The organism is Mumia spirodelae, from assembly GCF_050632745.1.
In the GTDB taxonomy this organism is placed as follows: domain Bacteria; phylum Actinomycetota; class Actinomycetes; order Propionibacteriales; family Nocardioidaceae; genus Mumia.
The window spans coordinates 906,541-927,925 of sequence record NZ_JBODSD010000001.1; the positions used below are offsets into that span (position 1 = coordinate 906,541).

The 21,385-nt window shown below is 72.6% G+C and carries 20 protein-coding genes; 10 read left to right on the forward strand and 10 right to left on the reverse strand.

The genetic code is table 11. The features are described from left to right. Window positions 1–22: 22 nt before the first annotated feature. Together ACQSSQ_RS04465 and xseA are read right to left on the reverse strand one after the other, a co-directional pair. Window positions 23–277: an exodeoxyribonuclease VII small subunit gene (locus ACQSSQ_RS04465; protein WP_431325828.1), complete on the reverse strand. Its 255-nt coding sequence runs from the start codon at window positions 275–277 to the stop codon at window positions 23–25. Beyond that, the gene (gene xseA / locus ACQSSQ_RS04470) at window positions 277–1,518 is read right to left on the reverse strand and encodes an exodeoxyribonuclease VII large subunit (RefSeq protein WP_431325829.1); all 1,242 of its coding nucleotides are present in this window, start codon (window positions 1,516–1,518) and stop codon (window positions 277–279) included. The genes ACQSSQ_RS04465 and xseA overlap by 1 nt, the downstream gene beginning before the upstream one ends. A gap of 107 nt (window positions 1,519–1,625) precedes the next feature. On the opposite strand from xseA, the gene ACQSSQ_RS04475 reads away from it, so the two are divergent. Next, window positions 1,626–2,600 (forward strand): 4-hydroxy-3-methylbut-2-enyl diphosphate reductase, encoded by a 975-nt coding sequence (locus ACQSSQ_RS04475; protein ID WP_431326775.1) that lies wholly within the window; start codon window positions 1,626–1,628, stop codon window positions 2,598–2,600. A gap of 121 nt (window positions 2,601–2,721) precedes the next feature. On the opposite strand, the gene npdG is transcribed toward ACQSSQ_RS04475, so the two are convergent. Beyond that, window positions 2,722–3,405 carry an NADPH-dependent F420 reductase gene (gene npdG, locus ACQSSQ_RS04480; RefSeq protein WP_431325830.1) on the reverse strand — a complete coding sequence of 228 codons (684 nt, stop codon included), beginning with the start codon at window positions 3,403–3,405 and terminating at the stop codon, window positions 2,722–2,724. A gap of 80 nt (window positions 3,406–3,485) precedes the next feature. On the opposite strand from npdG, the gene ACQSSQ_RS04485 reads away from it, so the two are divergent. Together ACQSSQ_RS04485 and ACQSSQ_RS04490 are read left to right on the forward strand one after the other, a co-directional pair. After that, window positions 3,486–6,032 (forward strand): bifunctional FO biosynthesis protein CofGH, encoded by a 2,547-nt coding sequence (locus ACQSSQ_RS04485; protein WP_431325831.1) that lies wholly within the window; start codon window positions 3,486–3,488, stop codon window positions 6,030–6,032. A gap of 106 nt (window positions 6,033–6,138) precedes the next feature. Continuing rightward, window positions 6,139–6,519 (forward strand): SHOCT domain-containing protein, encoded by a 381-nt coding sequence (locus ACQSSQ_RS04490; protein ID WP_431325832.1) that lies wholly within the window; start codon window positions 6,139–6,141, stop codon window positions 6,517–6,519. Between the two features lie 105 nt (window positions 6,520–6,624). Here ACQSSQ_RS04490 and ACQSSQ_RS04495 read toward each other — a convergent pair whose 3' ends face one another. From ACQSSQ_RS04495 to ACQSSQ_RS04505, 3 genes are read right to left on the reverse strand one after another with little or no spacing between them, the layout of a single operon-like run. After that, window positions 6,625–7,089, reverse strand: a complete 465-nt coding sequence (locus ACQSSQ_RS04495; protein WP_431325833.1) for a DUF6542 domain-containing protein — start codon at window positions 7,087–7,089, stop codon at window positions 6,625–6,627. Between the two features lie 28 nt (window positions 7,090–7,117). After that, entirely contained in the window at window positions 7,118–8,287 is a 1,170-nt protein-coding gene (locus tag ACQSSQ_RS04500; protein ID WP_431325834.1) for a DNA recombination protein RmuC, read from the reverse strand. Continuing rightward, entirely contained in the window at window positions 8,284–9,582 is a 1,299-nt protein-coding gene (locus ACQSSQ_RS04505; RefSeq protein ID WP_431325835.1) for an MFS transporter, read from the reverse strand. The genes ACQSSQ_RS04500 and ACQSSQ_RS04505 overlap by 4 nt, the downstream gene beginning before the upstream one ends. A 56-nt stretch (window positions 9,583–9,638) precedes the next feature. Between ACQSSQ_RS04505 and ACQSSQ_RS04510 the strand changes: the two genes are divergently transcribed. From ACQSSQ_RS04510 to ACQSSQ_RS04525, 4 genes are read left to right on the forward strand one after another with little or no spacing between them, the layout of a single operon-like run. After that, window positions 9,639–10,637 carry an ArsR/SmtB family transcription factor gene (locus ACQSSQ_RS04510; RefSeq protein WP_431325836.1) on the forward strand — a complete coding sequence of 333 codons (999 nt, stop codon included), beginning with the start codon at window positions 9,639–9,641 and terminating at the stop codon, window positions 10,635–10,637. Then, the gene (locus ACQSSQ_RS04515; protein ID WP_431325837.1) at window positions 10,634–11,248 is read left to right on the forward strand and encodes a GNAT family N-acetyltransferase; all 615 of its coding nucleotides are present in this window, start codon (window positions 10,634–10,636) and stop codon (window positions 11,246–11,248) included. Before ACQSSQ_RS04510 ends, ACQSSQ_RS04515 begins: the two co-directional genes overlap by 4 nt. A 6-nt stretch (window positions 11,249–11,254) precedes the next feature. Then, the gene (ychF, locus tag ACQSSQ_RS04520; protein ID WP_431325838.1) at window positions 11,255–12,331 is read left to right on the forward strand and encodes a redox-regulated ATPase YchF; all 1,077 of its coding nucleotides are present in this window, start codon (window positions 11,255–11,257) and stop codon (window positions 12,329–12,331) included. 22 nt (window positions 12,332–12,353) lie between these two features. Next, the gene (locus ACQSSQ_RS04525; RefSeq protein WP_431325839.1) at window positions 12,354–12,680 is read left to right on the forward strand and encodes a ribonuclease E inhibitor RraB; all 327 of its coding nucleotides are present in this window, start codon (window positions 12,354–12,356) and stop codon (window positions 12,678–12,680) included. Between the two features lie 27 nt (window positions 12,681–12,707). On the opposite strand, the gene ACQSSQ_RS04530 is transcribed toward ACQSSQ_RS04525, so the two are convergent. Both ACQSSQ_RS04530 and ACQSSQ_RS04535 read right to left on the reverse strand, forming a co-directional pair. Continuing rightward, on the reverse strand, window positions 12,708–13,082 hold the full coding sequence (locus ACQSSQ_RS04530) for a DUF4345 domain-containing protein (RefSeq protein WP_431325840.1): 375 nt from the start codon (window positions 13,080–13,082) through the stop codon (window positions 12,708–12,710). Between the two features lie 37 nt (window positions 13,083–13,119). Continuing rightward, on the reverse strand, window positions 13,120–13,437 hold the full coding sequence (locus ACQSSQ_RS04535; protein ID WP_431325841.1) for a hypothetical protein: 318 nt from the start codon (window positions 13,435–13,437) through the stop codon (window positions 13,120–13,122). A gap of 165 nt (window positions 13,438–13,602) precedes the next feature. Here ACQSSQ_RS04535 and ACQSSQ_RS04540 point away from each other — a divergent pair, with 165 nt between their 5' ends. After that, window positions 13,603–15,240 (forward strand): hypothetical protein, encoded by a 1,638-nt coding sequence (locus ACQSSQ_RS04540; protein ID WP_431325842.1) that lies wholly within the window; start codon window positions 13,603–13,605, stop codon window positions 15,238–15,240. Window positions 15,241–15,276: 36 nt separating this feature from the next. Here ACQSSQ_RS04540 and ACQSSQ_RS04545 read toward each other — a convergent pair whose 3' ends face one another. Both ACQSSQ_RS04545 and ACQSSQ_RS04550 read right to left on the reverse strand, forming a co-directional pair. Then, entirely contained in the window at window positions 15,277–15,948 is a 672-nt protein-coding gene (locus ACQSSQ_RS04545; protein ID WP_431325843.1) for a M23 family metallopeptidase, read from the reverse strand. 49 nt (window positions 15,949–15,997) lie between these two features. Next, complete coding sequence (locus ACQSSQ_RS04550) at window positions 15,998–18,829, reverse strand: prealbumin-like fold domain-containing protein (protein WP_431325844.1); 2,832 nt, start codon at window positions 18,827–18,829, stop codon at window positions 15,998–16,000. A gap of 157 nt (window positions 18,830–18,986) precedes the next feature. On the opposite strand from ACQSSQ_RS04550, the gene ACQSSQ_RS04555 reads away from it, so the two are divergent. Both ACQSSQ_RS04555 and ACQSSQ_RS04560 read left to right on the forward strand, forming a co-directional pair. Continuing rightward, on the forward strand, window positions 18,987–19,826 hold the full coding sequence (locus ACQSSQ_RS04555) for an ABC transporter ATP-binding protein (RefSeq protein ID WP_431325845.1): 840 nt from the start codon (window positions 18,987–18,989) through the stop codon (window positions 19,824–19,826). Next, the gene (locus ACQSSQ_RS04560; RefSeq protein WP_431325846.1) at window positions 19,808–21,373 is read left to right on the forward strand and encodes a hypothetical protein; all 1,566 of its coding nucleotides are present in this window, start codon (window positions 19,808–19,810) and stop codon (window positions 21,371–21,373) included. The genes ACQSSQ_RS04555 and ACQSSQ_RS04560 overlap by 19 nt, the downstream gene beginning before the upstream one ends. Window positions 21,374–21,385: the final 12 nt, after the last annotated feature.

The window sequence follows — 21,385 nt, forward strand, 5'->3', positions numbered from 1 at the left end:
ACTCCTCGCCCGAGGCCTCGCGTCACTCCCCGTCGGAGGACTCGCGGCGCTCCGCCGCCTGCTCCTGCGCACGCTGGAGCCGCGCACGAGCGCCGTCGAGCCACTGCTGGCAGATCGCGGCGAGCTCCTCACCCCGCTCCCACAGCGCGAGCGACTCCTCGAGCGACGTGCCGCCCGCCTCGAGCTTCGTGACGACCTCCGCGAGCTCCTCACGGGCCTGCTCGTAGGGGATCGAGGGCGCCGCGGAGGTGGTCTCGCCGTCGGGCGTGTCGGACATCAGGACTCCTCGTCGAGGTCGGCGTGCGGGGCGGGTGCCGTGGAGAGCGTACGGAGGCGGGCGTGGCCGTCGACGACCCGGAGCGAGACCTCGTCGTCGGGCGACAGCTGCGCGATCGAGGTCAGGACGCTGCCGTCGGCCGCCTGGGCGACGGCGTAGCCGCGCTCGAGGGTGCGCAGCGGGGACAGCGACCTCACGCGCGCCAGCTGGGCGGCGGTCTCGTGGTGGGCCAGGTCGAGGCGGTGGCCGAGCGAACGGCGCGCTCGGGCGCGCAGGTCGTCGACGCGCGCCGTCTGCTCGTCGAGGAGCGTGCCGGGACGGGCGAGCACCGGCCGGCTGCGCAGTGCGTCGAGCCGGTGCTGCTCGCGCCCGAGGCGCTGGTCGACGGCGTACCAGGCGCGGCGTCGCAGCTGCGTGAGGTGGTGGAGCTCGTCGGCGACGGCGGGCACGACACGCTTGGCGGCGTCGGTGGGCGTGGACGCGCGCAGGTCGGCGACGTAGTCCAGCAGCGGCGTGTCGGGCTCGTGACCGATCGCGCTCACCACCGGCGTACGGGCGGCCGACACCGCGCGGACCAGCCCCTCGTCGGAGAAGGGCAGGAGGTCCTCCACGGAACCGCCCCCGCGGGCGATCACGATGACGTCGACCGTCTCGTCGGCGTCGAGCTCGCGCAGGGCGGTGATGACCTGTGCCGCCGCCTGGTTGCCCTGCATGAGGGCGTAGGCGATCGAGAACTCGACGCCCGGCCAGCGCAGGCGGGCGTTCTCGAGGACGTCGTGCTCGGCGGCAGACCCCTTGCCGGTGATGAGCCCGATGCGGTGCGGGAGGAAGGGCAGCGGCCGCTTGCGGGCGGCGTCGAAGAGGCCCTCGGCCGCGAGCAGCTGGCGGCGCTGCTCGATCCGGGCGAGCAGCTCGCCCATGCCGACGGGGCGGATCTCCCGCGCGTTGAGGGAGAGCGTCCCGTTGGTGGGGTAGAAGTCGGGCCTCGCGTGGACGACGACCCGGGAGCCCTCGGTGATCGGCGTCGACGAGCGGTCGAGCACCACGCGGCGGCAGGTGACCGACATCGAGATCTTGGCGTCGAGGTCGCGCAGCGTGAGGAAGCAGACACCCTGGCGCCGCGTCAGCTGGGCGATCTCGCCCTCGATCCACTGGGCCCCGAGGCGCGCGATGTAGTCACCCATCAGCTGGGAGATCACGCGCAGCGGCGCAGGGGAGTCGGGGCTGGTCTCGAGGGCCATGCCGCCACCCTAGGGGCATCGGAGGACAGGGGAGGCCGACGGCGCCGAGGGCTGTGGACGGCTCCCCTACGATGGGGACCATGGCTTCGGACACCGTGACTCTCGGCATGCCCGCCCTCGGGGCGGACCGTGACCTGCTGCTCGCCGCGCCGCGGGGCTACTGCGCCGGCGTGGACCGCGCGGTCATCACCGTGGAGAAGGCGCTCGACCTGTACGGCGCTCCGGTGTACGTCCGCAAGCAGATCGTCCACAACAAGCACGTCGTCCAGACGCTGGAGGCGCGCGGCGCGGTCTTCGTGGAGGAGCTCGACGAGGTCCCGACCGGGTCCACCGTCGTCTTCTCGGCCCACGGCGTCTCTCCGGCCGTCCACGACGAGGCCGAGGCGCGGGGTCTCAAGACCATCGACGCCACCTGCCCGCTGGTGACGAAGGTGCACCACGAGGCGAAGCGCTTCGCCCGCGAGGACTACCGCATCCTGCTGATCGGTCACGCGGGGCACGAGGAGGTCGAGGGCACCTCCGGGGAGGCGCCCGAGGCGATCACGCTCGTCGAGACCGTGGCCGACGTCGAGGCGCTGTCGTTCCCCGACGACACCAAGCTGTCGTGGCTCTCGCAGACCACGCTGAGCGTGGACGAGACGATGGCGATCGTCGACGCGCTGCGCGAGAAGTTCCCGCAGCTCGAGGACCCGCCGAGCGACGACATCTGCTACGCCACCCAGAACCGCCAGCTCGCCGTCAAGGAGATCTCCGACGGCGCCGACCTGATGATCGTGGTCGGCTCGGCGAACTCGTCGAACTCCGTCCGGCTCGTCGAGGTCGCGCTCGAGGCCGGCGCCAAGGCGTCGTACCGGGTCGACGACGTGACCGAGATCCGCGAGGAGTGGCTCGAGGGCGTCGACAAGGTCGGCGTCACCTCCGGCGCGTCGGTGCCCGAGGAGCTCGTGGAGGGCGTGCTGTCGTTCCTCAACGAGCGCGGGTTCCCGACCGCGACCGCGGTGCACACGGCCGAGGAGAGCCTGATCTTCGCGCTGCCGCCGGAGCTGCGCCGCGACCTGCGCAACGCCGGCCAGCCCGCCTGACGCACCGCCCCTCCCGTCCGCGTTGTGAAGGGTTGGGGTCGATTGCGGCATGCGCGAACCAACCGCAACCCTTCACAACGCGGACGGGGCCGGCGCGGACGCGGCGGGGGCGGGGACGGGCTCAGGCGCGGGCGTCCTCGGGGAGGCCGGCGAGGTGCAGCCCCGAACGCACCTTGTAGCGCTTGTTCACGTTGATCAGCACGGCGGTGAACGGCTCGAGCTGACGCGCGATCCGCAGGGACCCGGCGTCGACGCCGCGGAAGCCGGTGACCGTACGCGCGAGGTCCGCGACGAGGTCCTTCGCCTCCGTGTCGTCCCCGCAGACCAGCACGTCCTCGTGCGACAGCGGCTCCGGGGTCTTCCACAGCGACAGCGCGGCGAGGTGGTGGAACGCGCCGACGACCTTCGCGCCTGGCACCGCCCGCTGGGTGCCCTCGGCGGCCGACTCCGGCAGCGTGAGGCCGTACGGCCCGTTCCCGTCGAAGCCGAGCGGGTTCACGCAGCTGATCACGACCTTGCCGTCGAGGGCCGGGGCGAGCTCGGCGACCAGCGCGTCGTACCCGTCCCACGGCACCGCCAGCAGCACCACGTCCGCAGCGGCGGCCGCGTCGGCGTTGGTGGCGCCGGTCAGGGTGCCCGTCCCGCCGTTCTCGGCGACCCGAGCCGCGATCTCCTCGGCCTTCTCGCCCGCGCGTTCGGCCGATCGCGACCCGATCACGACGGTGTGCCCGGCCAGGGCGAAGCGGTACGCGAGTCCGCGGCCCTGGGGCCCGGTCCCGCCGACGACGGCGATGTGGTGAGTCATGATGTCCTTCGGTCCGGAGGGGTTCCGCAGTGTGACGCATCGTCTCACGCGTCCCGGAGGGCGTTTACGATGAGGCGATCATGACGAGCGACCGTGAGATCCGACGGGCGCTGGCCCGCGCCGAGGCCGGGAAGTCCCTCGACCATGCCGAGGCGGTGGCGCTCGCCTCCGCGCGCGGCGACGACCTGCAGCGACTGAGCGACGTCGCCACCAGGGTCCGCGACGCGGCGATGGTCGCGGCCGGGCGCCCCGGTGTCGTGACGTACTCGCGCAAGGTCTTCATCCCCGTCACCCGGCTGTGCCGGGACCGGTGCCACTACTGCACCTTCGCGACCACGCCCAACCGGGTCGAGCAGCCGTTCCTCTCGCCCGACCAGATCGTCGCGATCGCGGCGCAAGGTGCGGCGCAGGGCTGCAAGGAGGCACTGTTCACGCTGGGTGACCGGCCCGAGGACCGCTGGCCGCAGGCGGCGGAGTGGCTGCACGAGCACGGCTACGACGACACCCTCTCCTACGTCCGCGCGATGGCGATCCGCGTCCTCGAGGAGACCGGTCTGCTCCCGCACCTCAACCCCGGCGTGATGTCGTGGGCGGAGCTCCAGCGGCTCAAGCCGGTGGCGCCGTCGATGGGGATGATGCTGGAGACGACGGCGACGCGCCTGTGGTCCGAGCCGGGTGGCCCGCACTACGCGTCGCCGGACAAGGATCCCGCCCTGCGCCTCCGCGTGCTCGAGGACGCCGGCCGCATCGGCATCCCGTTCACCACCGGCATCCTCGTCGGCATCGGCGAGACGGTGGCCGAGCGCGTCGACGCGCTGTTCGAGCTGCGGCGGATCGCGAGGACGTACGGCGGCGTGCAGGAGGTCATCGTCCAGAACTTCCGCGCCAAGGACGACACGGCGATGCGCAACGAGCCCGACCTCGGCGTCGAGGAGTACCTCGCGACGCTGGCGACGGCGCGGGTGGTGCTCGGCCCGTCGGTGACGCTGCAGGCGCCGCCCAACCTGTCCGACCCGGCCTCGATCGCCCCGCTGCTCGCGGCCGGCGTGGACGACTGGGGCGGCGTCTCCCCCGTGACGCCGGACCACGTGAACCCCGAGCGCCCGTGGCCGCAGATCGACGACCTCGCGGCCTGGACCGCGGAGTCGGGGCTGCGGCTGGCGGAGCGGCTGACCGCGCACCCCCGCTTCGTGCGGGAGACGCTGTCGGGGGAGCGGCCGTGGTTCGACTCCCGGCTGATCCCGCACGTGTCGGCGCTCGCGGCGCCGGACGGTCTCGCCGACGCGGACGCGCCCGTGGCCGGTCGTCCGTGGCAGGAGCCCGAGACGCCGATGGAGGCCGCAGGTCGTACGGAGCTGCACGTCGAGGTCGACACGGTCGGGCGCAGCGCGGACCGGCGCTCGGACTTCGGCGACGCCGAGAATGGACAGAGCGCCGGTGTGTACGGCGACTGGGACGAGGTGCGCGAGCACGCGTCGCGGACCTCGGAGCCGCTCGGCCTGCCTTCGGTCCCCGAGCGCCTCGACGCCGACGTCCGTACGGCCCTGGCGCGCGCCGAGGCCGACCCCGCGGGTCTGTCGGATGCGGACTACCTCGCGCTGATGACCTCCGACGGGCCCGCGCTCGACGCGGTGTGCCGCCTTGCGGACGACCTGCGACGCGACGCGGTGGGTGACGACGTCACGTACGTCGTGAACCGCAACATCAACTTCACCAACGTCTGCTACGTCGGGTGCCGGTTCTGCGCGTTCGCGCAGCGCAAGTCCGACGCGGACGCGTACACGCTCTCCCTGGACCAGATCGGCGACCGGGTCCGCGAGGCAGCCGCGCTCGGCGCGAGCGAGATCTGCCTGCAGGGCGGGATCTCGCCCGACCTCGGCCCGTCGGCGTACGCGGACATCGTGCGCGCCGTGAAGGCGGCGTCGCCGGGCATCCACGTCCACGCGTTCAGCCCGATGGAGGTGGTGACCGCGTCGGCGAAGGCGGGCCGCTCGATCCGCGACTGGCTGACCGAGCTGCGCGAGGCCGGGCTCGACACCATCCCGGGGACTGCGGCGGAGATCCTCGACGACGACGTGCGGTGGGTGCTGACCAAGGGCAAGCTGCCGGCGGCGCAGTGGATCGAGGTCGTCGAGACGGCGCACTCGCTCGGCATCCGGTCGAGCTCGACGATGATGTACGGCCACGTGGACAACCCGCGTCACTGGGTCGGTCACCTGCGGACGCTGGCGGAGGTGCAGGAGCGTACGGGCGGGTTCACCGAGTTCGTCGCGCTGCCGTTCATCCACACCAACGCGCCGATCTACCTCGCCGGGGTCGCCCGGCCGGGGCCGACGCTGCGCGACAACCGCGCGGTCCATGCGCTCGCGCGGATCATGCTGCACGGGCGCATCGACAACATCCAGACGTCCTGGGTCAAGCTCGGGGTCGACGGCACCCGCCTGATGCTGCAGGGCGGCGCGAACGACCTCGGCGGGACCCTGATGGAGGAGACGATCAGCCGCATGGCGGGGTCGCAGCACGGCTCGGCCAAGACCGTCGAGGAGCTGCGCGTCATCGCCGAGGGGATCGGTCGGCCGGTGCGCGAGCGGCGGACCGACTACGCCCACCAGCGCGAGGCCGCCTGACGTCCCAGAATCACCCCGGCCGGGCGATGCCGACCGGGTCGGGTCGGCGCGAGAGTTCACTCAACGACGCTGTGGTGCGTCGGTGAATTCGTTGAAAGGGCCACACATGGACGACTTCTGGGACTTCTTCTGGATCCTGGTCTGGAGCTTCGTTTTCGTCGCTTACCTGATCATCTTGTTCCAGATCCTGACCGACCTGTTCCGCGACCGGGACCTGAGCGGCTGGCTGAAGGCGGTGTGGGTGGTCTTCCTGATCATCTTCCCGTTCCTCACCGCGCTGGTGTACCTGATCGCCCGTGGCACCGGCATGGCCGAACGGCAGGCCGCTGCGATGAGGGCGGCGAAGGCCGAGACCGACCAGTACATCCAGCAGACTGCCGGGCACGCGAGTCCGGCGCACCAGATCGAGACGGCGAAGGCGTTGCTCGACGCCGGCACGATCACGCAGGCCGAGTTCGACCAGCTGAAGGCCAAGGCGCTCAGCTGATCGTCACGACCACGCCGCGCCACGCCTCGGCGGTGAGCCTGGTCCCACGCGGCTGAACCGCGGTGGGACCGGACTCACCGCCGCGTGCGTGGGCGGCACGGGCGGTCAGTGCGCGACGGACGTACCGCGCCAGCCCACGATGCCGAGCGCGGCGGCGAGTCCGACGACGAGCGCGAGGGCGTGGTGGACGAGCGCGACCACGACCAGCTGCACCAGGGACGCGTCGGGCGGCGTGCCGGGCTCGTCGACCGCGGTCGGGCGGGCGATCGCCACGACCACGAGCACGGCCAGCATGACCAACGGCGGCACCACCGTAGGGGCGTAGAGCGCGTCGCGGGACGCGGCCAGGGCGTTGGTCGCGGACACGAGCACGAACATCACGTCGAAGAACCAGCCGAGCCTGCCGGTCGTCGCGATCTCGAGCCAGGCGGCCGAGAATCCGGTCACGACGGCGACGACGACCACCCCACGCGCCGCGAGGTCGTACTCGGCGGCGCGGGCCGTCCACGCCTTGCGGTGGCGTGGCGTCGGTCGTCGAGGACCGCGTGAGAGCCGTGCCCACTGCTGCACGTCTCCACGCTAGGGCGTGGTGCCCCGATCACCCCGTACGGCGCGCCGTGCCGCCGTCAGGATCGCTCGCGTCGGCGCTGCGGGCGGTCTCCTCGGCACGGGCCACCTCGGCGGAGGTGATCTCCTCGACGATCCGGTCGACGAGCTCGGGCGCCTGCAGCGGGCGCGCGAGGGCCTCGACCGGCGCCGGCGCCGGGATGTCGGTCTCCGGCGCGTGCAGCTCCGACATCCGGCGCGCGGTGACGAGCACGCGGGTCTCCAGCGAGCCCACCGCACCGTTGTAGGCGCGGACGGCGGCGTCGAGGCTGCGGCCGACCTTGCCGACGTGGCTGCCGAGCGTGCCGAGGCGCTCGTAGAGCTCGCGCGCCAGCTCGTGCACCTGCCGTGCCTCGTCCGCGAGCTGCGACTGCGTCCACGCGAAGCCGACGGTGCGCAGCAGCGCGATCAGCGTCGTCGGCGTCGCCAGGACGACGCGCCTGCCGGCGGCGTCCTCGATGAGCGTGCGGTCGGTCTCGAGCGCGGCCGACAGGAACGCCTCGCCCGGGACGAACAGGACGACGAACTCCGGCGACGTCGAGAACTGACGCCAGTAGGCCTTGGAGGCGAGCCCGTTGACGTGGGTGCGGAGCTGTCGCGCGTGTCGTGCGAGGTGCGCGGCGCGCTCGTCGTCGTCCTCGGCCTCGGTGGCGTCGAGGAACGCGTCGAGCGGCACCTTGGAGTCGACGACGACCTGCTTGTCACCGGCGAGGTGAACGACCATGTCGGGACGCAGGGCCGCGCCGTCGTCACGGACGGTCGTCTGGAGGTCGAAGTCGCAGCGGTCGACCATGCCGGCGAGCTCCGCGGCGCGCTGAAGGTGCATCTCGCCCCAACGCCCCCGCACCTGCGGCTTGCGCAGCGCCGTCGAGAGGGCCGCGGTCTCGCGACGCAATGACTCGCTCGTCGCGCGCACCTGCTCGACCTGCTCGCGCAGCTGGCTGTGCCAGGCGACCCGGCTGGACTCGAGGTCGCGCAGACGGCTGTCGAACCGGTCGAGGCTCTCCTTGACCGGCCCCACCGCCTGCGCCGTCGCGTGCGCGGAGAGCTGCACGTGGTCGGCGGTCGCCGCGTCCTGGCGGCGCAGGAGGCCGCTGCCGAGGACGACGCCGGCGGCGAGGCCCGCGAGCAGGGCGAGGAGAGCGACGAGGAGGAGCGTCATGCGGTCAGCGTGGCAGCCTCCACCGACAGTTCTGCGGAGGTGGCCGTCCGCGTCGCGGCGGCGTGGCGCGCGACCCACGCGGCACCGGTCCCGGCCGCGACGAAGAGCGCCGCGAGCCCGAGCCACCCCACCGTCCCGTGCTCGATCGCGGTCGCGGTCACCAGCGCGGGGGCGATCATCGAGGCGACGGCGTACCCCGTCTGGGTCAGGCCCTGGTACGCCCCGGCGCGCCGCGGGTCGGCCAGCTCGAACGACATGCCCCAGCCGCCGGCCTCTCCGAGGATCTCGCCGAGGGCGTGCGCGGTCGCGGCGACGACGAGGAGCGCGCAGGCGGTCAGGACGTCGCCGTACCCCGCGGCCGCGTAGAGCACGCACGCGCCCCCGAGCAGCCACGACCCCCGCCGGACCGCGATCCCGGCGCGGCGGACGTCGTGCGTGCCGCGCGAGGCCCGGACCTGCAGCGCGGCCACGATCGCGGTGTTGAGGACGAGCAGCACGGACACCATGGCGGTCGGCGCGTCGGTCGTGGCGATCCAGAGCGGGACACCGACGGTCTGGAGCCCGAAGTGCATCGCGACGACGGCGTTGAGGACCACGCTGGCCACGTACGTGCGGTCCCTCCACGGCGACGAACCCCCGGCGGGCGACGAGCCCCCGTCCGGCGTCGCGGCGCCCACGGGCTCCGGTGCCGTCTCGACCATCCGCGCCGCGAGCTCGGGCACCACGCGCGGGAGCCGTACCAGGGGGACCGCCGCCGCGAGGAGCAGCACGCCGACCGACACCATCGCGGCCTGGTACGCCGCGGCGGAGCCGACCAGCAGCGCCGCAGCCGCGACGACCGTGCCGAGCCCGATGAACACGTTGGTCACGACCCGCATGCGCGCGCGGACGGCGACCCGGTCGGGGCCGGTGTACCAGCGGGCGAGCATCGCCTGCTTGGCCGTCCCCTGGGCGGAGCGCATCGCGACCGCGAGGCAGGCGACCAGCGTGAAGACCAGCGCGTCGGCCGCGACCGTGTAGGCGAGCATCGCGACGCCGTTCAGCGTCACCGCCCACGACTGGACGTGGTGGGCGCCGACCCGGTCCGAGAGCCAGCCGGCGCCGTACGAGGCGAGCACGCCGGCGCCTCCGGCGATGCCGAGGCCCAGACCCACCGTCGTCGCGTCGAGGCCGATCACGCGCGTGAAGTAGAGCGCGCTGACGGTGTAGAAGACGCCGCTCGACAGCGCGAAGGCCATCGTGCTGAAGGTCAGCGAACGCGCGACGCGGTCGCGGGGGAGGAAGGTCTCGATCACGAGGACAGTTGTCCCCGATTGCCCGGAGAAACCAAACAGATATAGCGTATGACTTCATGATCGGCGGGATCCTCGAGTACGAGCTGAGCGGGTGGGACCTCGCGGAGGTCCGGTTCGCGATCTCGCCGGTCAACGAGCTGACGCTGTCGTTGCGGACGTTCCGCGAGCCGGGACGCTACCCCGTCCACCTGCCGTGGCTCCGTGCGACGCAGGCGGCGCGAGCCGGCCTCGACACCGCGATGCTCCGCGCGCTGACCAACGAGGCGCTGTCGACGCCGGACTTCCTCACGCCCCGGCCGTACACGCCGCTGACCCGCATCGACGACGAGCTCCGCGTCGTCGCGAAGGTCGGCGACGACCGCCTCCGCCACGACCTCCGCGCCGTGCACCCAGGTCGCCTCCCGCACGCCCTGCGCGGCCCCGCCGACGAGGTCCGCACCCGGATGCTGCGCGCGCTCCGCACGTACTGGGACGCGTGCTTCGCCCCCTGGTGGCCCCGCATGCGGACGGTCCTGCAGGCCGACATCGTCTACCGCGGGCACGTCACGGCGAACGAGGGCGTGGCGGCGATGTTCGACGGGCTGAGCGACCGGGTCACGCTGGACGGCGACGTCGTCCGCGTCCGCCTCAACTCGCGGCTGCGCTCGCGGCGCCCGACCCGCGGGGAAGGCCTCACGCTGGTGCCGAGCCTGTTCACCCGCGGAGCGAGCGTGCCGATCGCAGAGGACGAGCCGCCGATGATCATGTACGGCGCACGCGGCGCCGGCACGCTCTGGCAGGCCCAGCCGCGACGCTCTCCGAAGGTGCTCGCCGAGCTGCTCGGCGCGACCCGGGCCGGCCTCCTGACGGCCCTCGCGGTGCCGGCGTCCTCGACCGAGCTGGCGGGGCGGCTCGGCGTCACGACGCCCGCGGTCAACCAGCACCTGCGGGCGATGCGCGACGCCGGGCTGCTCACCAGCGCGCGTCACGGACGGTCCGTCCTCTACCTGCGCTCGGAGCTCGGCGACGCGCTCGTCGGCGCAGGGTCGGACCCGGATGGTACGAACGTGGGGTGACCGTCCTGCCTCCTCGCACCACGCTCGCGCTGCCGATCCGGACCGAGCGGCTGGTCCTGCGGCCGTACAAGGCCGACGACGCGCCGCGGGTGCTCGACATCCAGAGCCGGTACGACGTCATCCGCTGGCTCGGCGACCCGCCGCACGTCCCGATGGAGACGCTCGACCAGGCTCGCACGTGGATGAGCGACCTCAACGCGCTCCCGGAGAACGACCCCCGCTGCCTCGGGCTCGCGGTCGAGGTCGCGGAGTCCGGCCTGGTCGTCGGGACGGTGATGCTGACCACGCTTCCTCGTACGGACCCGGCCGAGCTGCAGGTCGGGTGGCACCTGCACCCCGACTCGACCGGCCGCGGCTACGCGACGGAGGCGGCTCGCGCGCTGCTCGACGCGGCGTACGAACACTTCGACGGCGAGCAGGGGACGCCGCTGGTGGACCGCGTGTGGTGCGACATGTTCGCCGACAACGAGCCGTCGGCGGCGATCGCCGTGCGGCTCGGGTTCCACGACACCGGCATCCGCGACGACCCCTGGTACGACGGCGACGGCCACATCTTCGTCACCACGCGCGACGACTGGGCGGCAGGCCGTCGGGCGCGCCCCGTACGCTAGTTCCTCGTGGCACTCACCATCGGCATCGTCGGTCTCCCCAACGCGGGCAAGTCGACCCTCTTCAACGCCCTCACCAAGAACGACGTCCTCGCAGCGAACTACCCGTTCGCGACGATCGAGCCCAACGTCGGCGTCGTCGGCGTCCCCGACCCGCGGCTCGACGAGCTCGCCAAGATCTTCGGGTCCGAGCGGGTCCTCCCGGCGACCGTCCAGTTCGTCGACATCGCCGGCATCGTGCGCGGCGCGTCGGAGGGGGAGGGCCTGGGCAACAAGTTCCTTAGCCACATCCGCGAGTCGGACGCGATCTGCCAGGTCACGCGTGTCTTCCGCGATCCCGACGTCACCCACGTCGACGGCAAGGTGTCGCCGAGCGACGACATCGAGACGATCCGCACCGAGCTGATCCTCGCCGACCTCCAGACCATCGAGAACGCCCTCCCGCGCCTGGAGAAGGACGCGAAGAAGGACAAGGAGCTCGTCCCGAAGGTCGCCGCCGTCCAGCAGGCGCGTACGCACCTGGAGGCGGGCACCGGCGTGTTCGCCGCCGGCCTCGACCCCGAGCCGCTGCGCGACCTCCACCTCCTGTCGGCCAAGCCCCAGCTGTTCGTCTTCAACTGCGACACCGACGAGCTCGCCGACGAGGAGCTCAAGGCCCGCATGCGCGAGATCGTCGCGCCCGCCGAGGCCGTCTTCCTCGACGCCAAGATCGAGGCCGAGCTGGTCGAGCTCGGCGACGAGGAGGAGGCGCGCGAGATGCTCACCGAGATGGGTGTCGAGGAGCCTGGCCTCGACGTGCTGGCGCGTGTCGGCTTCGAGACCCTCGGCCTGCAGACCTACCTCACCGCCGGCCCGAAGGAGGCCCGCGCGTGGACCATCAAGAAGGGCGCGACGGCACCCGAGGCGGCCGGGGTCATCCACACCGACTTCCAGAAGGGCTTCATCAAGGCCGAGATCGTCTCGTACGACGACCTGGTCGAGGCCGGTTCGATGAACGCCGCGAAGTCGGCCGGCAAGGTCCGCATGGAGGGCAAGGACTACGTGATGGCCGACGGCGACGTTGTGGAGTTCCGCTTCAACGTGTAGCGGAGACGGGCAGACTGCTCGGATGAAGAATCTGGACGAGCTCGACCCGATGTGGGAGGCGCAGAAGGCCGAACGCCTCCGGCTCGGCGACGACCTCTCGGTTGCGCGAGAGGTCGAGCACTTCGCTTACTTCCGGCGCAAGGCGAGCGCGGTGGCGGCGGCAGAGGTCCTGGTCGATCGGGGCTTCGACGTGGCTCACGGGCGCTCGGGCCTCAAGACCCACGTGTGTGCCGCGCGCTCCGAGGCGCTCGAGGACGACGACGTACGGCGCTTCCTCGCCGAGGTCGTCGACGTCGTCGAGGCGCACGGCGGGACGTACGACGGCTGGGGCGCTGAGACCTCGGGCTGAGGTCACCTCACGGGGCGGAGCGCCGGATCACCGCGCAGCGGCGTCGCGGCGCCCCAACGCCTCCACCAGCACGGGGGCGGCGAGCTCCACGGCGAGCAGCAGATCGTGGAAGCGGTGCGGTCGACCCAGCGTGGCGCGGGTCGCGAGCCGCCCGACGCCGCCGGCAGCCATGAGCCAGGCGAGGACGCGCATCCGGTTCAGGTCGGGCTCCTCGCCGGACGCGGCATCGAGCCAGCTGAGTCCGTAGCCGGCGAACACCGGGCCCATGAACCGTACGTAGGAGTCCGTCGTCGCGTCGTCGGAAAGGCCTGGCTCCCCGCGGACGCCGGCGACCAGCTGCATGCCTCCGATCGCGATGCAGGTCGTACCGGTCACCCGTCCCAGGACTCGTAGCGCAGACATGGAGCCATGGTGGCACCTCGCAGGGTCTGCGAGCGCGTCACTTCGCGTCACTTCGCGGCCGGCGACGGTCGACAGCCCACGCGGCGCCGACGAGCAGGGCGGCCGCGAGGGCGGCGCCGACCGCGAGGGTGAATCGCTCGACCTGTGCCTGGCGACACGTCCGCACCAGCTCGTCGTAGTCCGGCGGCTGCTCGCCGCCTGGGGTGTCGCGCTCGTTCAGCAGCACGGCATCGTACGGCGCCAGGCACGTGTAGCTCGCGGTCCCGTCCCAGCTGGGGTCGGCGGGCACGTCCGGGTTGTCGGCGGCGAGGACGACCGCGGCGAGCGCAAGCACCCCGGCGGCGACGATCAACACAGACGCAACGACTCGTGGCAGTGGCACGGCCGAAGTCTGGCAGCGTCGGGCGGCGTGCGTCCTGAGATCGGGCAGGACAGATGAGACAAAGATTGAACATTCCGCCACGGCCGGACCCCGACCCGTGCTTACCTCAGTCAACCGTTTCGCGGAGGGGGCCCCCGGATGAAGAAGCTGTTGGTCGTGCTCGTGGCTGTGCTGTTGTCCGTGGGCATTCACGTGAGCGTCGCGTTCGCCGACGACAGTGGCGGCGAAGGCGCGTCGCAAGAAGTTGCCGGATCCGACGCTCAGGCCAGCGAGCCTGACGCTGCCGAGGCTGCCCCGTCGGAGGAGTCCGACGCCGGCGAGGCTGTGGACCCACCCGCCGAACCGGTCAAGGGTGACGAGCCCGAGGAGCCGAAGGCAGACGACGGCAAGGGCGACGACGGTGGGAAGGGTACGCCGGACGATGACGGCGGCAAGGGTACGCCGGACGACGACGACGGCGGCAAGGGCGACCCCGGCGACGGCAAGGGCAAGGGCGAGGTGACCCCGGCGAACCCGACGGTCGTCCAGGCGACCTGCAAGGGCAAGGGCGAGAACGGTCCCACGCCCCCCTCGATCACGCTGCCCGCCGACACCGCGCTCGTGTCGTACACGCTGATCGACGCCGAGACGGGCGCCCCTGCGACGACCGTCGAGCCGGGCAAGACGTACATCGTCCGGGCCGTCCTCTCCACCACCGCCGACCCCAAGCCGGTGTTCTCCAGCGACCTGCCGGACGGCTGGGTCGTGATGGGCAAGGGAGGCAGTGCCGAGCTCACGATCACGCTGACCGTCCCGGACTGCGACGTCGTGCCGCCGGCACCCGTCTGGGTCGACGACTGCGGCCCGGGCAACGGGTCGTGGGAGTTCACCGACACCGAGGCCTACACCTACACCGAGACGGTCAACGAGGACGGCTCGATCACCGTCACGGCCACGCCGAACGAGGGCTACACGTTCCCCGAGGAGACCGTGACGGAGTGGACCGAGACCGACTCCGACGAGGAGTGCGTCGTCGAGCCGCCGGCGCCGGTGTGGACGGACAGCTGCGAGGTCGCCGGGAGCTGGGACGTGCCGCCGGACGGCGAGCACTACCACTTCGACGTCACCGTCGGCCCCGACGGGACGCAGACGGTCACGCTGGTCGTCGACGACGGCTACGCGCTGCCGCCCGGCGCGGTGACCGAGTGGACCGAGACCGAGGACGCCGCGAACTGCGGCCTGGTCCCCGGCGACATCGCGTCCCAGTGCGTGAGCGCCGTTCCGTACCTCTCCTACGCCGTCACCCTGCCGCCGGGCCTGCACGAGGTCCCCGCGAACCCGGTCACGATCACCTTCGTCAACCCTGACGGCGACGACTACGTCGTGTCGGGTCAGCCGCTCAGCGGGCGGCTGCTGTGGCCGGGGGCGTCGGCGACGGAGCCCCTCCAGTGGCCGGGCTGGAGGATGCTGCCGGACGGCACGTACGTCGAGACCGACGGCAACTTCGCGTGGACCCGCAAGGGCATCACGGTGCGCTTCGACGTGAACCCGACGTACTCGACCACGGTCACGTATCCCCAGGAGAGCTCGACCTGCGCCAACCCGCAGCGCGTGACGGACACGCCTCCGGACGGCCCGGACACCCCGGACGGCCCGGACACCCCGGACACGCCCGTCGGCGACGAGCCGCCGCTGCCGAACACGGGCGGTACGCCGCTCCTGCCGGCCGTCGTGGGAGTGCTCCTTGCGGTCACGGGCGGGCTCCTGCTCCGCCTGCGCCGGCACCTGACGGACTAGGGACGGGCAGCGACGGCGCGCACGAGCGCGCGACCCTCAGTCCGGGCGGAGCGGTTCGACAACGGACCGCTCGGCGGGGACGCCCGCGTCGCGCACGGCCGGGCCTCCACCGCGGCGAGGCCATTCGCGGTAGGCGCGAAAAGCCAGCGGCACCCCTCGAGCGGTCGCGACGTCACGGCCGTCGGTGACCTGGACATGGACGTGCGGCTGGGTCGAGTTGCCGGAGTTGCCGCACGCGCCGAGCGGACTGCCCGTCGTGACCGCGTCGCCGGCCCGGACCCGGAGCGACCCGTTGCGCAGGTGGACGAGCGTCACGAACGCGTCGCCGTGGGCGAGGGTCACGTAGTTGCCGGCGATCGCGTACGGCCCGCGTCGTACGCGCGACGCCTGCCCCAGCGCGTACGGCACCAGGGCGACCTGCGATCGGCGCGCCGCGTGGTCGGGCTCGCCGTCGTGCACCTCGACGACGGTGCCGTCGCAGGGGGCGAGGACCGGTCGGCCGTAGGCGAAGAAGCGCTCGGGCGGCTCGGTCGCGAGGAACGTCCGCCAGTCCCGCACCGGCGCCGTACGACCCTGGTGGTCCACGCCGACGAAGTCGATCGCGTAGCGGGTGCCCATGAGGTCGGTGCCGTGGCTGGGGACGCGGCGGGCGGGACTGTTCTGGACGAGCCACCGGCCGGTGAACGGCAGATCCAGGACGACGGTCACGCGTCGAGGCTACTGCGCACGACGACCGCGTCCCGGCCAGCGGGGAGCGTCATTCGCGTCCGTGGTCGCGGCGCTTGCGCCCGATCAGCAGCAGTGCACCACCGCCGACGAGCAGTGCGGCGCCGAGAAGGATCGCCGAGGCGGCCACCGTGGCGCCCGTGCCCGGAAGGGCGCCGGTGCCCTCCGTCGCGCCGGTGCCACCAGACCCGCCCGACCCGCCCGAGCCGCTGGGTGATGTCGGTGCCGGTGTCGGCGACGTGGCTGTCGAGGGGCTCGGCCCGGTCGTGGGCGGCGAGCTGGGCTCCGTCGTGGGTGGCGAGCTGGGCTCCGTCGTCGGTGGCGTCGTGGGAGGCGACGTGGGCTCGGTCGGCTCGTCGTCCTCGTCCAGCTCGTTGGTGATCCGGCACGTCACCTCCTCGCCGTCGGTGAGCGTGACGGTGTCGTCTCCCTCGAGGACGCCGCCGCCGAAGCACTCCCACGGGTCGGCGACGTACTCCTCGTCGCCATCCGGCCCGCCGGACTCCGCCAGCGTGTACGTGCCAGCCGTGACCGGCACGCGTGTCACCGCCCGCGAGCCCGACACCCCGGAGAGGTTCGTCGGCCCGGTCGCGGTCAGCGTCCAGTCCGTGGGGACTGCGGTGCCGTCTCCGAGCACCCGCTTCTCGAGGGTCAGGATCGGCCCGGTCCATCGGTTGGTGGCCGTGCAGGTCACGTCGCCGTTCTCCGGCACGCCGACCGTGGCACCCTCCACCACGCCGCCCTCGCACTCCCAGCCCACGAGCGCGAAGCCGTCCGGTCCCCCCGACTCGGCGAGCGCGTACCCACCGGGCGGCACGGGCACGCGCGTCACGGACGCGCTGCCGCTCGGGCCGGAGAGCGTCGTGCCGTCGGTCGACGCGCCGCCGGTGGCCGTCAGGGTCCACTCCCCGGGCGAGGCGGTCTCGGGGTCGACGACCTTGATCAGCGTGAGGAACCCGCCGACCCAGCCGTTCGCCACGGTGCACGTGACGTCGTCGTCCGCGGCCAGCGTCACCGCGTCCCCGGTGAGCGTGCCGCCGGTGCAGGTCCATCCGTCGGAGGTGTAGCCGGCGGGGCCGTCGCTCTCGGACAGCGCGTACGTCCCGGGCGCGACCGGGACGCGGGTGACCTCGGGCGACCCGGTCGCGCCGGAGAACGAGGTCGAGCCGTCGGCGGCCAGCGTCCAGTCGGTCGCGGCGGCCGCGCCGCCGTCGCCGTTGTCGAGGCTCTTCGCGAGCGTGAGGTACGACCCTGCCCAGGTGTTCGTGATGGTGCAGACCACGTCCTGCTCGGGCTCGATCGCGATCTGGTCGTCGGTCACCGTCGCCGGCTCGCCGTCGACCGTGCAGGACCACGCGCTGGCGTCGTACAGGTCCTCGTCGGGGCCGGACTCGCTCAGCGTGAACGTGCCGACGGGCACCGTCACCGAGCTGACGTCGTTGCTCCCGGTGGCGCCGCTCATCGTGAAGCCGTCCGGACCGTCTGCGGTGAGCGTCCAGTCCGTGGCGGCGTCGGGGCCTCCGACGACGACCTTCCTGAGGGTCAGGTGCGGCGGCACCCAGGTGTTGGTGGCCGTGCAGGTGACCGCGCTCCCGGCCGCGATCGTGACCGTGGTGCCCGTCAGCGCGTCGGCGGGTGTGCACGCCCAGCCGCTGAGGTCGTAGCCGCTCGGTCCGTCGTCCTCCGCCAGGTCGTACGCGCCTGCCGGCAGGCCCCCCGACACCCCGCTCGACCCAGACAGGGTCGCGTCGTCGCCGGTCGCGCTGAGGGTCCACGACGACGGGGGAGCGCTGCCACCCTCGACGCTCTTGAGCAGGGTGAGCACGCCGCCGGTCCAGGTGTTGGTGACGGTGCACGTGATGTCGTCGTCCTCGTCGACCGTCACGGACCCGCCGGGAGCAGCGACGGGTTCGCCGCGGTTCAGGCACACCCAGTCGCTCGCGTCGTACCCGGCCGGGCCCTCGGACTCGCTGAGGTCGTACGTGCCCTCCTCGACGCTCACGTTGCTGACGTCGGAGGATCCGCTGGTCCCCGAGAGCACCTGGCCCGGACCGCTCGCCGTGAGGGTCCAGTCACCGGGAGCCGCCGTGCCGCCGCCGGTGTTGACGACCTCCTTCACCAAGGTGAGGTGGGGCAGGTTCGCGGAGTTGGTGATCGTGCAGGTGATGTTCTGGTCGAGCTCGACCGTGATCTGGCCGTTGGTCACCGGCAGGTCCGCGACGGTTCCGTCGGCGGCAGCGGCCTCGCACGTCCAGGCGCCGGCCGTGTAGCCGGTCGGTCCCGACTCGGACAAGGTGTAGGTGCCGATGCGCGCCGGCTGGTTCGTGACGGCCGCGGAGTTGCCGGGCCCGGTGATGTTGTTCGGGCCCTGGGCGGTGAGCTGGAAGTCCGACGGCGAGGCCGAGCCCCCTTCGACGACCTTCACCAGGGTGATGTGCGACTGGATGGCCTCGTTGTCCACGGTGCACGTGACGTTGCCGCCGGGCGGGACCGTGATCGTGGGCGTCGGGTCGGTGGAGGTGAAACCGTCGCTGCACTCCCAGTCCTGGAAGCGGTAGCCGTCGACGCCGCCGCTCTCCGAGATCGTGTAGTCGCCGTCGGGCACGGTGCGGCTCTGGAACCCGTTGAGCCCGTCGCCGGAGAACTCCTCACCGGTCGCGTTGTGGACCGCGTGCATCTCCCAGAGCTGCCGCCGACCCTCGCTGGCGCCGGTGTCGAGGTTCTCGATGCGTTTGAAGAGCGACAGCGTCCCCGGGACCTGCGCCTGGGCGGGCGCGCCGACCGCGGCAGGGACTGCGGCGAGGAGTACGGCGGCCGCGAGCGCGAGCCACCTGGCTGGACCTGGTCGACTGCCTCTGCGCACGCGCTCATTCCCCCTCTGAGCAGCCCGGACCCGGGTGTCCGGACACGACGAAACTAACAAATCGGACCGCCGGTCACCGGTCGGGCGTACCCGTCGGACTCTGACACCACCGCCGCTTACCGTAGAGGCGTCGCCGACCCCCTCGAGGAGCTGAGAGTTGTCCACCCCGGACGTCCCCCGCGCCCAGCCCGGACCTGTGCCCCCGCCGTACGCCCCGCCCACCACCGACGCCCCGCTCGACTCTCGTGCCGCCCTTTCGATCCGCAACCTGTGCAAGTCCTTCGGCGACAAGCTCGCGGTCGGCGGGGTGAGCCTGGACATCCCGTCCGGCTCGTTCTACGGGATCGTCGGCCCCAACGGGGCGGGCAAGACGACCACGCTCTCCATGGCGACGGGGCTGCTGCGCCCCGACCTCGGCCACGTCTCGGTCCACGGGGTCGACGTGTGGCGCGATCCCGTCGCCGCCAAGCAGCAGCTCGGCGTCCTCCCGGACGGGCTGCGGCTGTTCGACCGGCTCACCGGCGCGCAGCTCATCGCGTACGCCGGCGAGCTGCGCGGGCTGGACCGCGAGACGGTGCGCTCGCGCACGTACGACCTCCTGGGCGCCCTCGGTCTCGCGGAGGCGGCCGACACGTTGGTCGTCGACTACTCGGCCGGCATGACCAAGAAGGTCGCGCTGGCGTCCGCCCTGGTCCACGCGCCGCGCGTCGTGGTGCTCGACGAGCCGTTCGAGTCGGTCGACCCCGTGTCGGCGGCCGGGATCCGCGAGCTGCTCACCGAGTTCGTCGCGAGCGGCGGCACGGTCGTGGTCTCGTCGCACGTGATGGACCTCGTGCAGCGCATGTGCAGCCACGTCGCGGTCATCGCCCGCGGGCTCCTGCTCGCGTCCGGCACCGTCGACGAGGTCCGCGCGGGCGAGTCGCTCGAGGACCGGTTCGTGCAGCTCGTCGGCGGAGCGCAGACCACGGGAGGGCTGTCGTGGTTGCGGTCCTCCTGAGGCTCAAGCTGACCCTGGTCCTCAACGGGTTCCGTCGTTCGGTCTGGCAGACCGTCGGGTTCGTCCTCGCGGCGCTCTACGCGCTCTCGGTCGTCGTCATGGTGGCGGCGGGCTCGATCGGCCTGTCGTTCCTGCCCCAGGACGAGGCCCGCACCTGGCTCGTCGTGGGCGGATCGGTCGTCGTGCTGGGGTGGTGGCTGGTGCCGCTGCTCGCGTTCGGCCTCGACGCGACGCTCGACCCGCGGAGGTTCCAGACGTACGCGATCCCGCGTCGCGAGCTGCTCGTCGGACTCGCGGTCGCGGGCATGATCGGGGTGCCTGGTGCGGCCACGCTGCTCTCGGGACTGTCGACGGCGCTCGCGTGGTGGGACGCGCCGCTCGCGTTCCTCGCTGCCGTCGTCGGAGCGGTCCTCGGCCTCGCCGTCTGCGCGGTCGGGTCGCGCGCGATCACGGCGGTGATGGCACCGCTGCTCGACTGGCGCCGCTTCCGTGAGGTCGCCGTGGTCGTGGTGGTCGTCCCGATCATCATGCTCGGTCCGCTGATCGGCAGGGCGTTCGACGACGTCTCCGGCGTCGACACGTGGGTGCCGCAGGTCGCCGACGTCCTGGCCTGGACGCCGCTGGGGGCGCCGTGGTCGCTGCCGGGCGACGTCGCCGCCGGAGACTGGCTCGCCGCGCTCGGACGGGTCGCGGTGACGCTGGCATCGCTCGCGCTCCTCCTCGCGGCCTGGGGTGCGGCGCTGGCTCGTACGCTCGAGCGCCCGCCGTCGCACGGACCTGCGGCGCAGGCGCAGGGCTACGGGTGGCTCGACCGGTTCCCTGGCACGCGCACGGGCGCGATCGCGGCACGCTGCCTGACGTACTGGCAGCGGGATCCCCGCTACGCCGGCTCGATCGCGTTCGTGCCGTTCGTGCCGGTGCCGTTCATCGTGTTCGGCGGGCTCGAGGGCAACCAGAGCCTGCTCTGGATCGCCCCGGTCATCGCGTACGTCATGGGGTTCGCGATCTCGGCCGACCTCGCGTACGACAACACCGCGCTGTGGTTGCACCTCGTCTCCGGGGTCCGCGGCGCGGCCGACCGAGCGGGGCGCGTGATGGCGGTGCTGACGTTGTCGCTGCCGATCGTGCTGGTCTTCGTGGTCGGTGGAGTGTGGGCCGTCGACCGGTGGGACATGCTGATCGCGGTCGCGGGCGCCTCGTTCGGGGTGCTGCTCGTCGCGGCCGGCGCGTCGTCGGTGCTGTCGGCGTCGTACGTCTACCCGGTCCCGAAGCCCGGCGAGGGCATGTTCGCGCAGCCGCAGGGCGGGACGACGGCGGTGTTCGTGGGGCAGACCGTCGGCATCCTGGTCGTCGCGCTCCTGTCCGCGCCGACGCTGGTCGCGCTCGTCGTCGCGATGACGACCGGGGCGGTGTGGGCCACGGTGCTCACCGTCGTGATCGGGCTCGGCTCCGGCGCGGCTGCGCTGGCCGTGGGAATCCGCAAGGGCGGAGCCATCCTGGACCGGCGGGGCCCGGAGATCCTGCAGCAGATGGCCGCCTGGAGCTGACAGGGCCCCGCC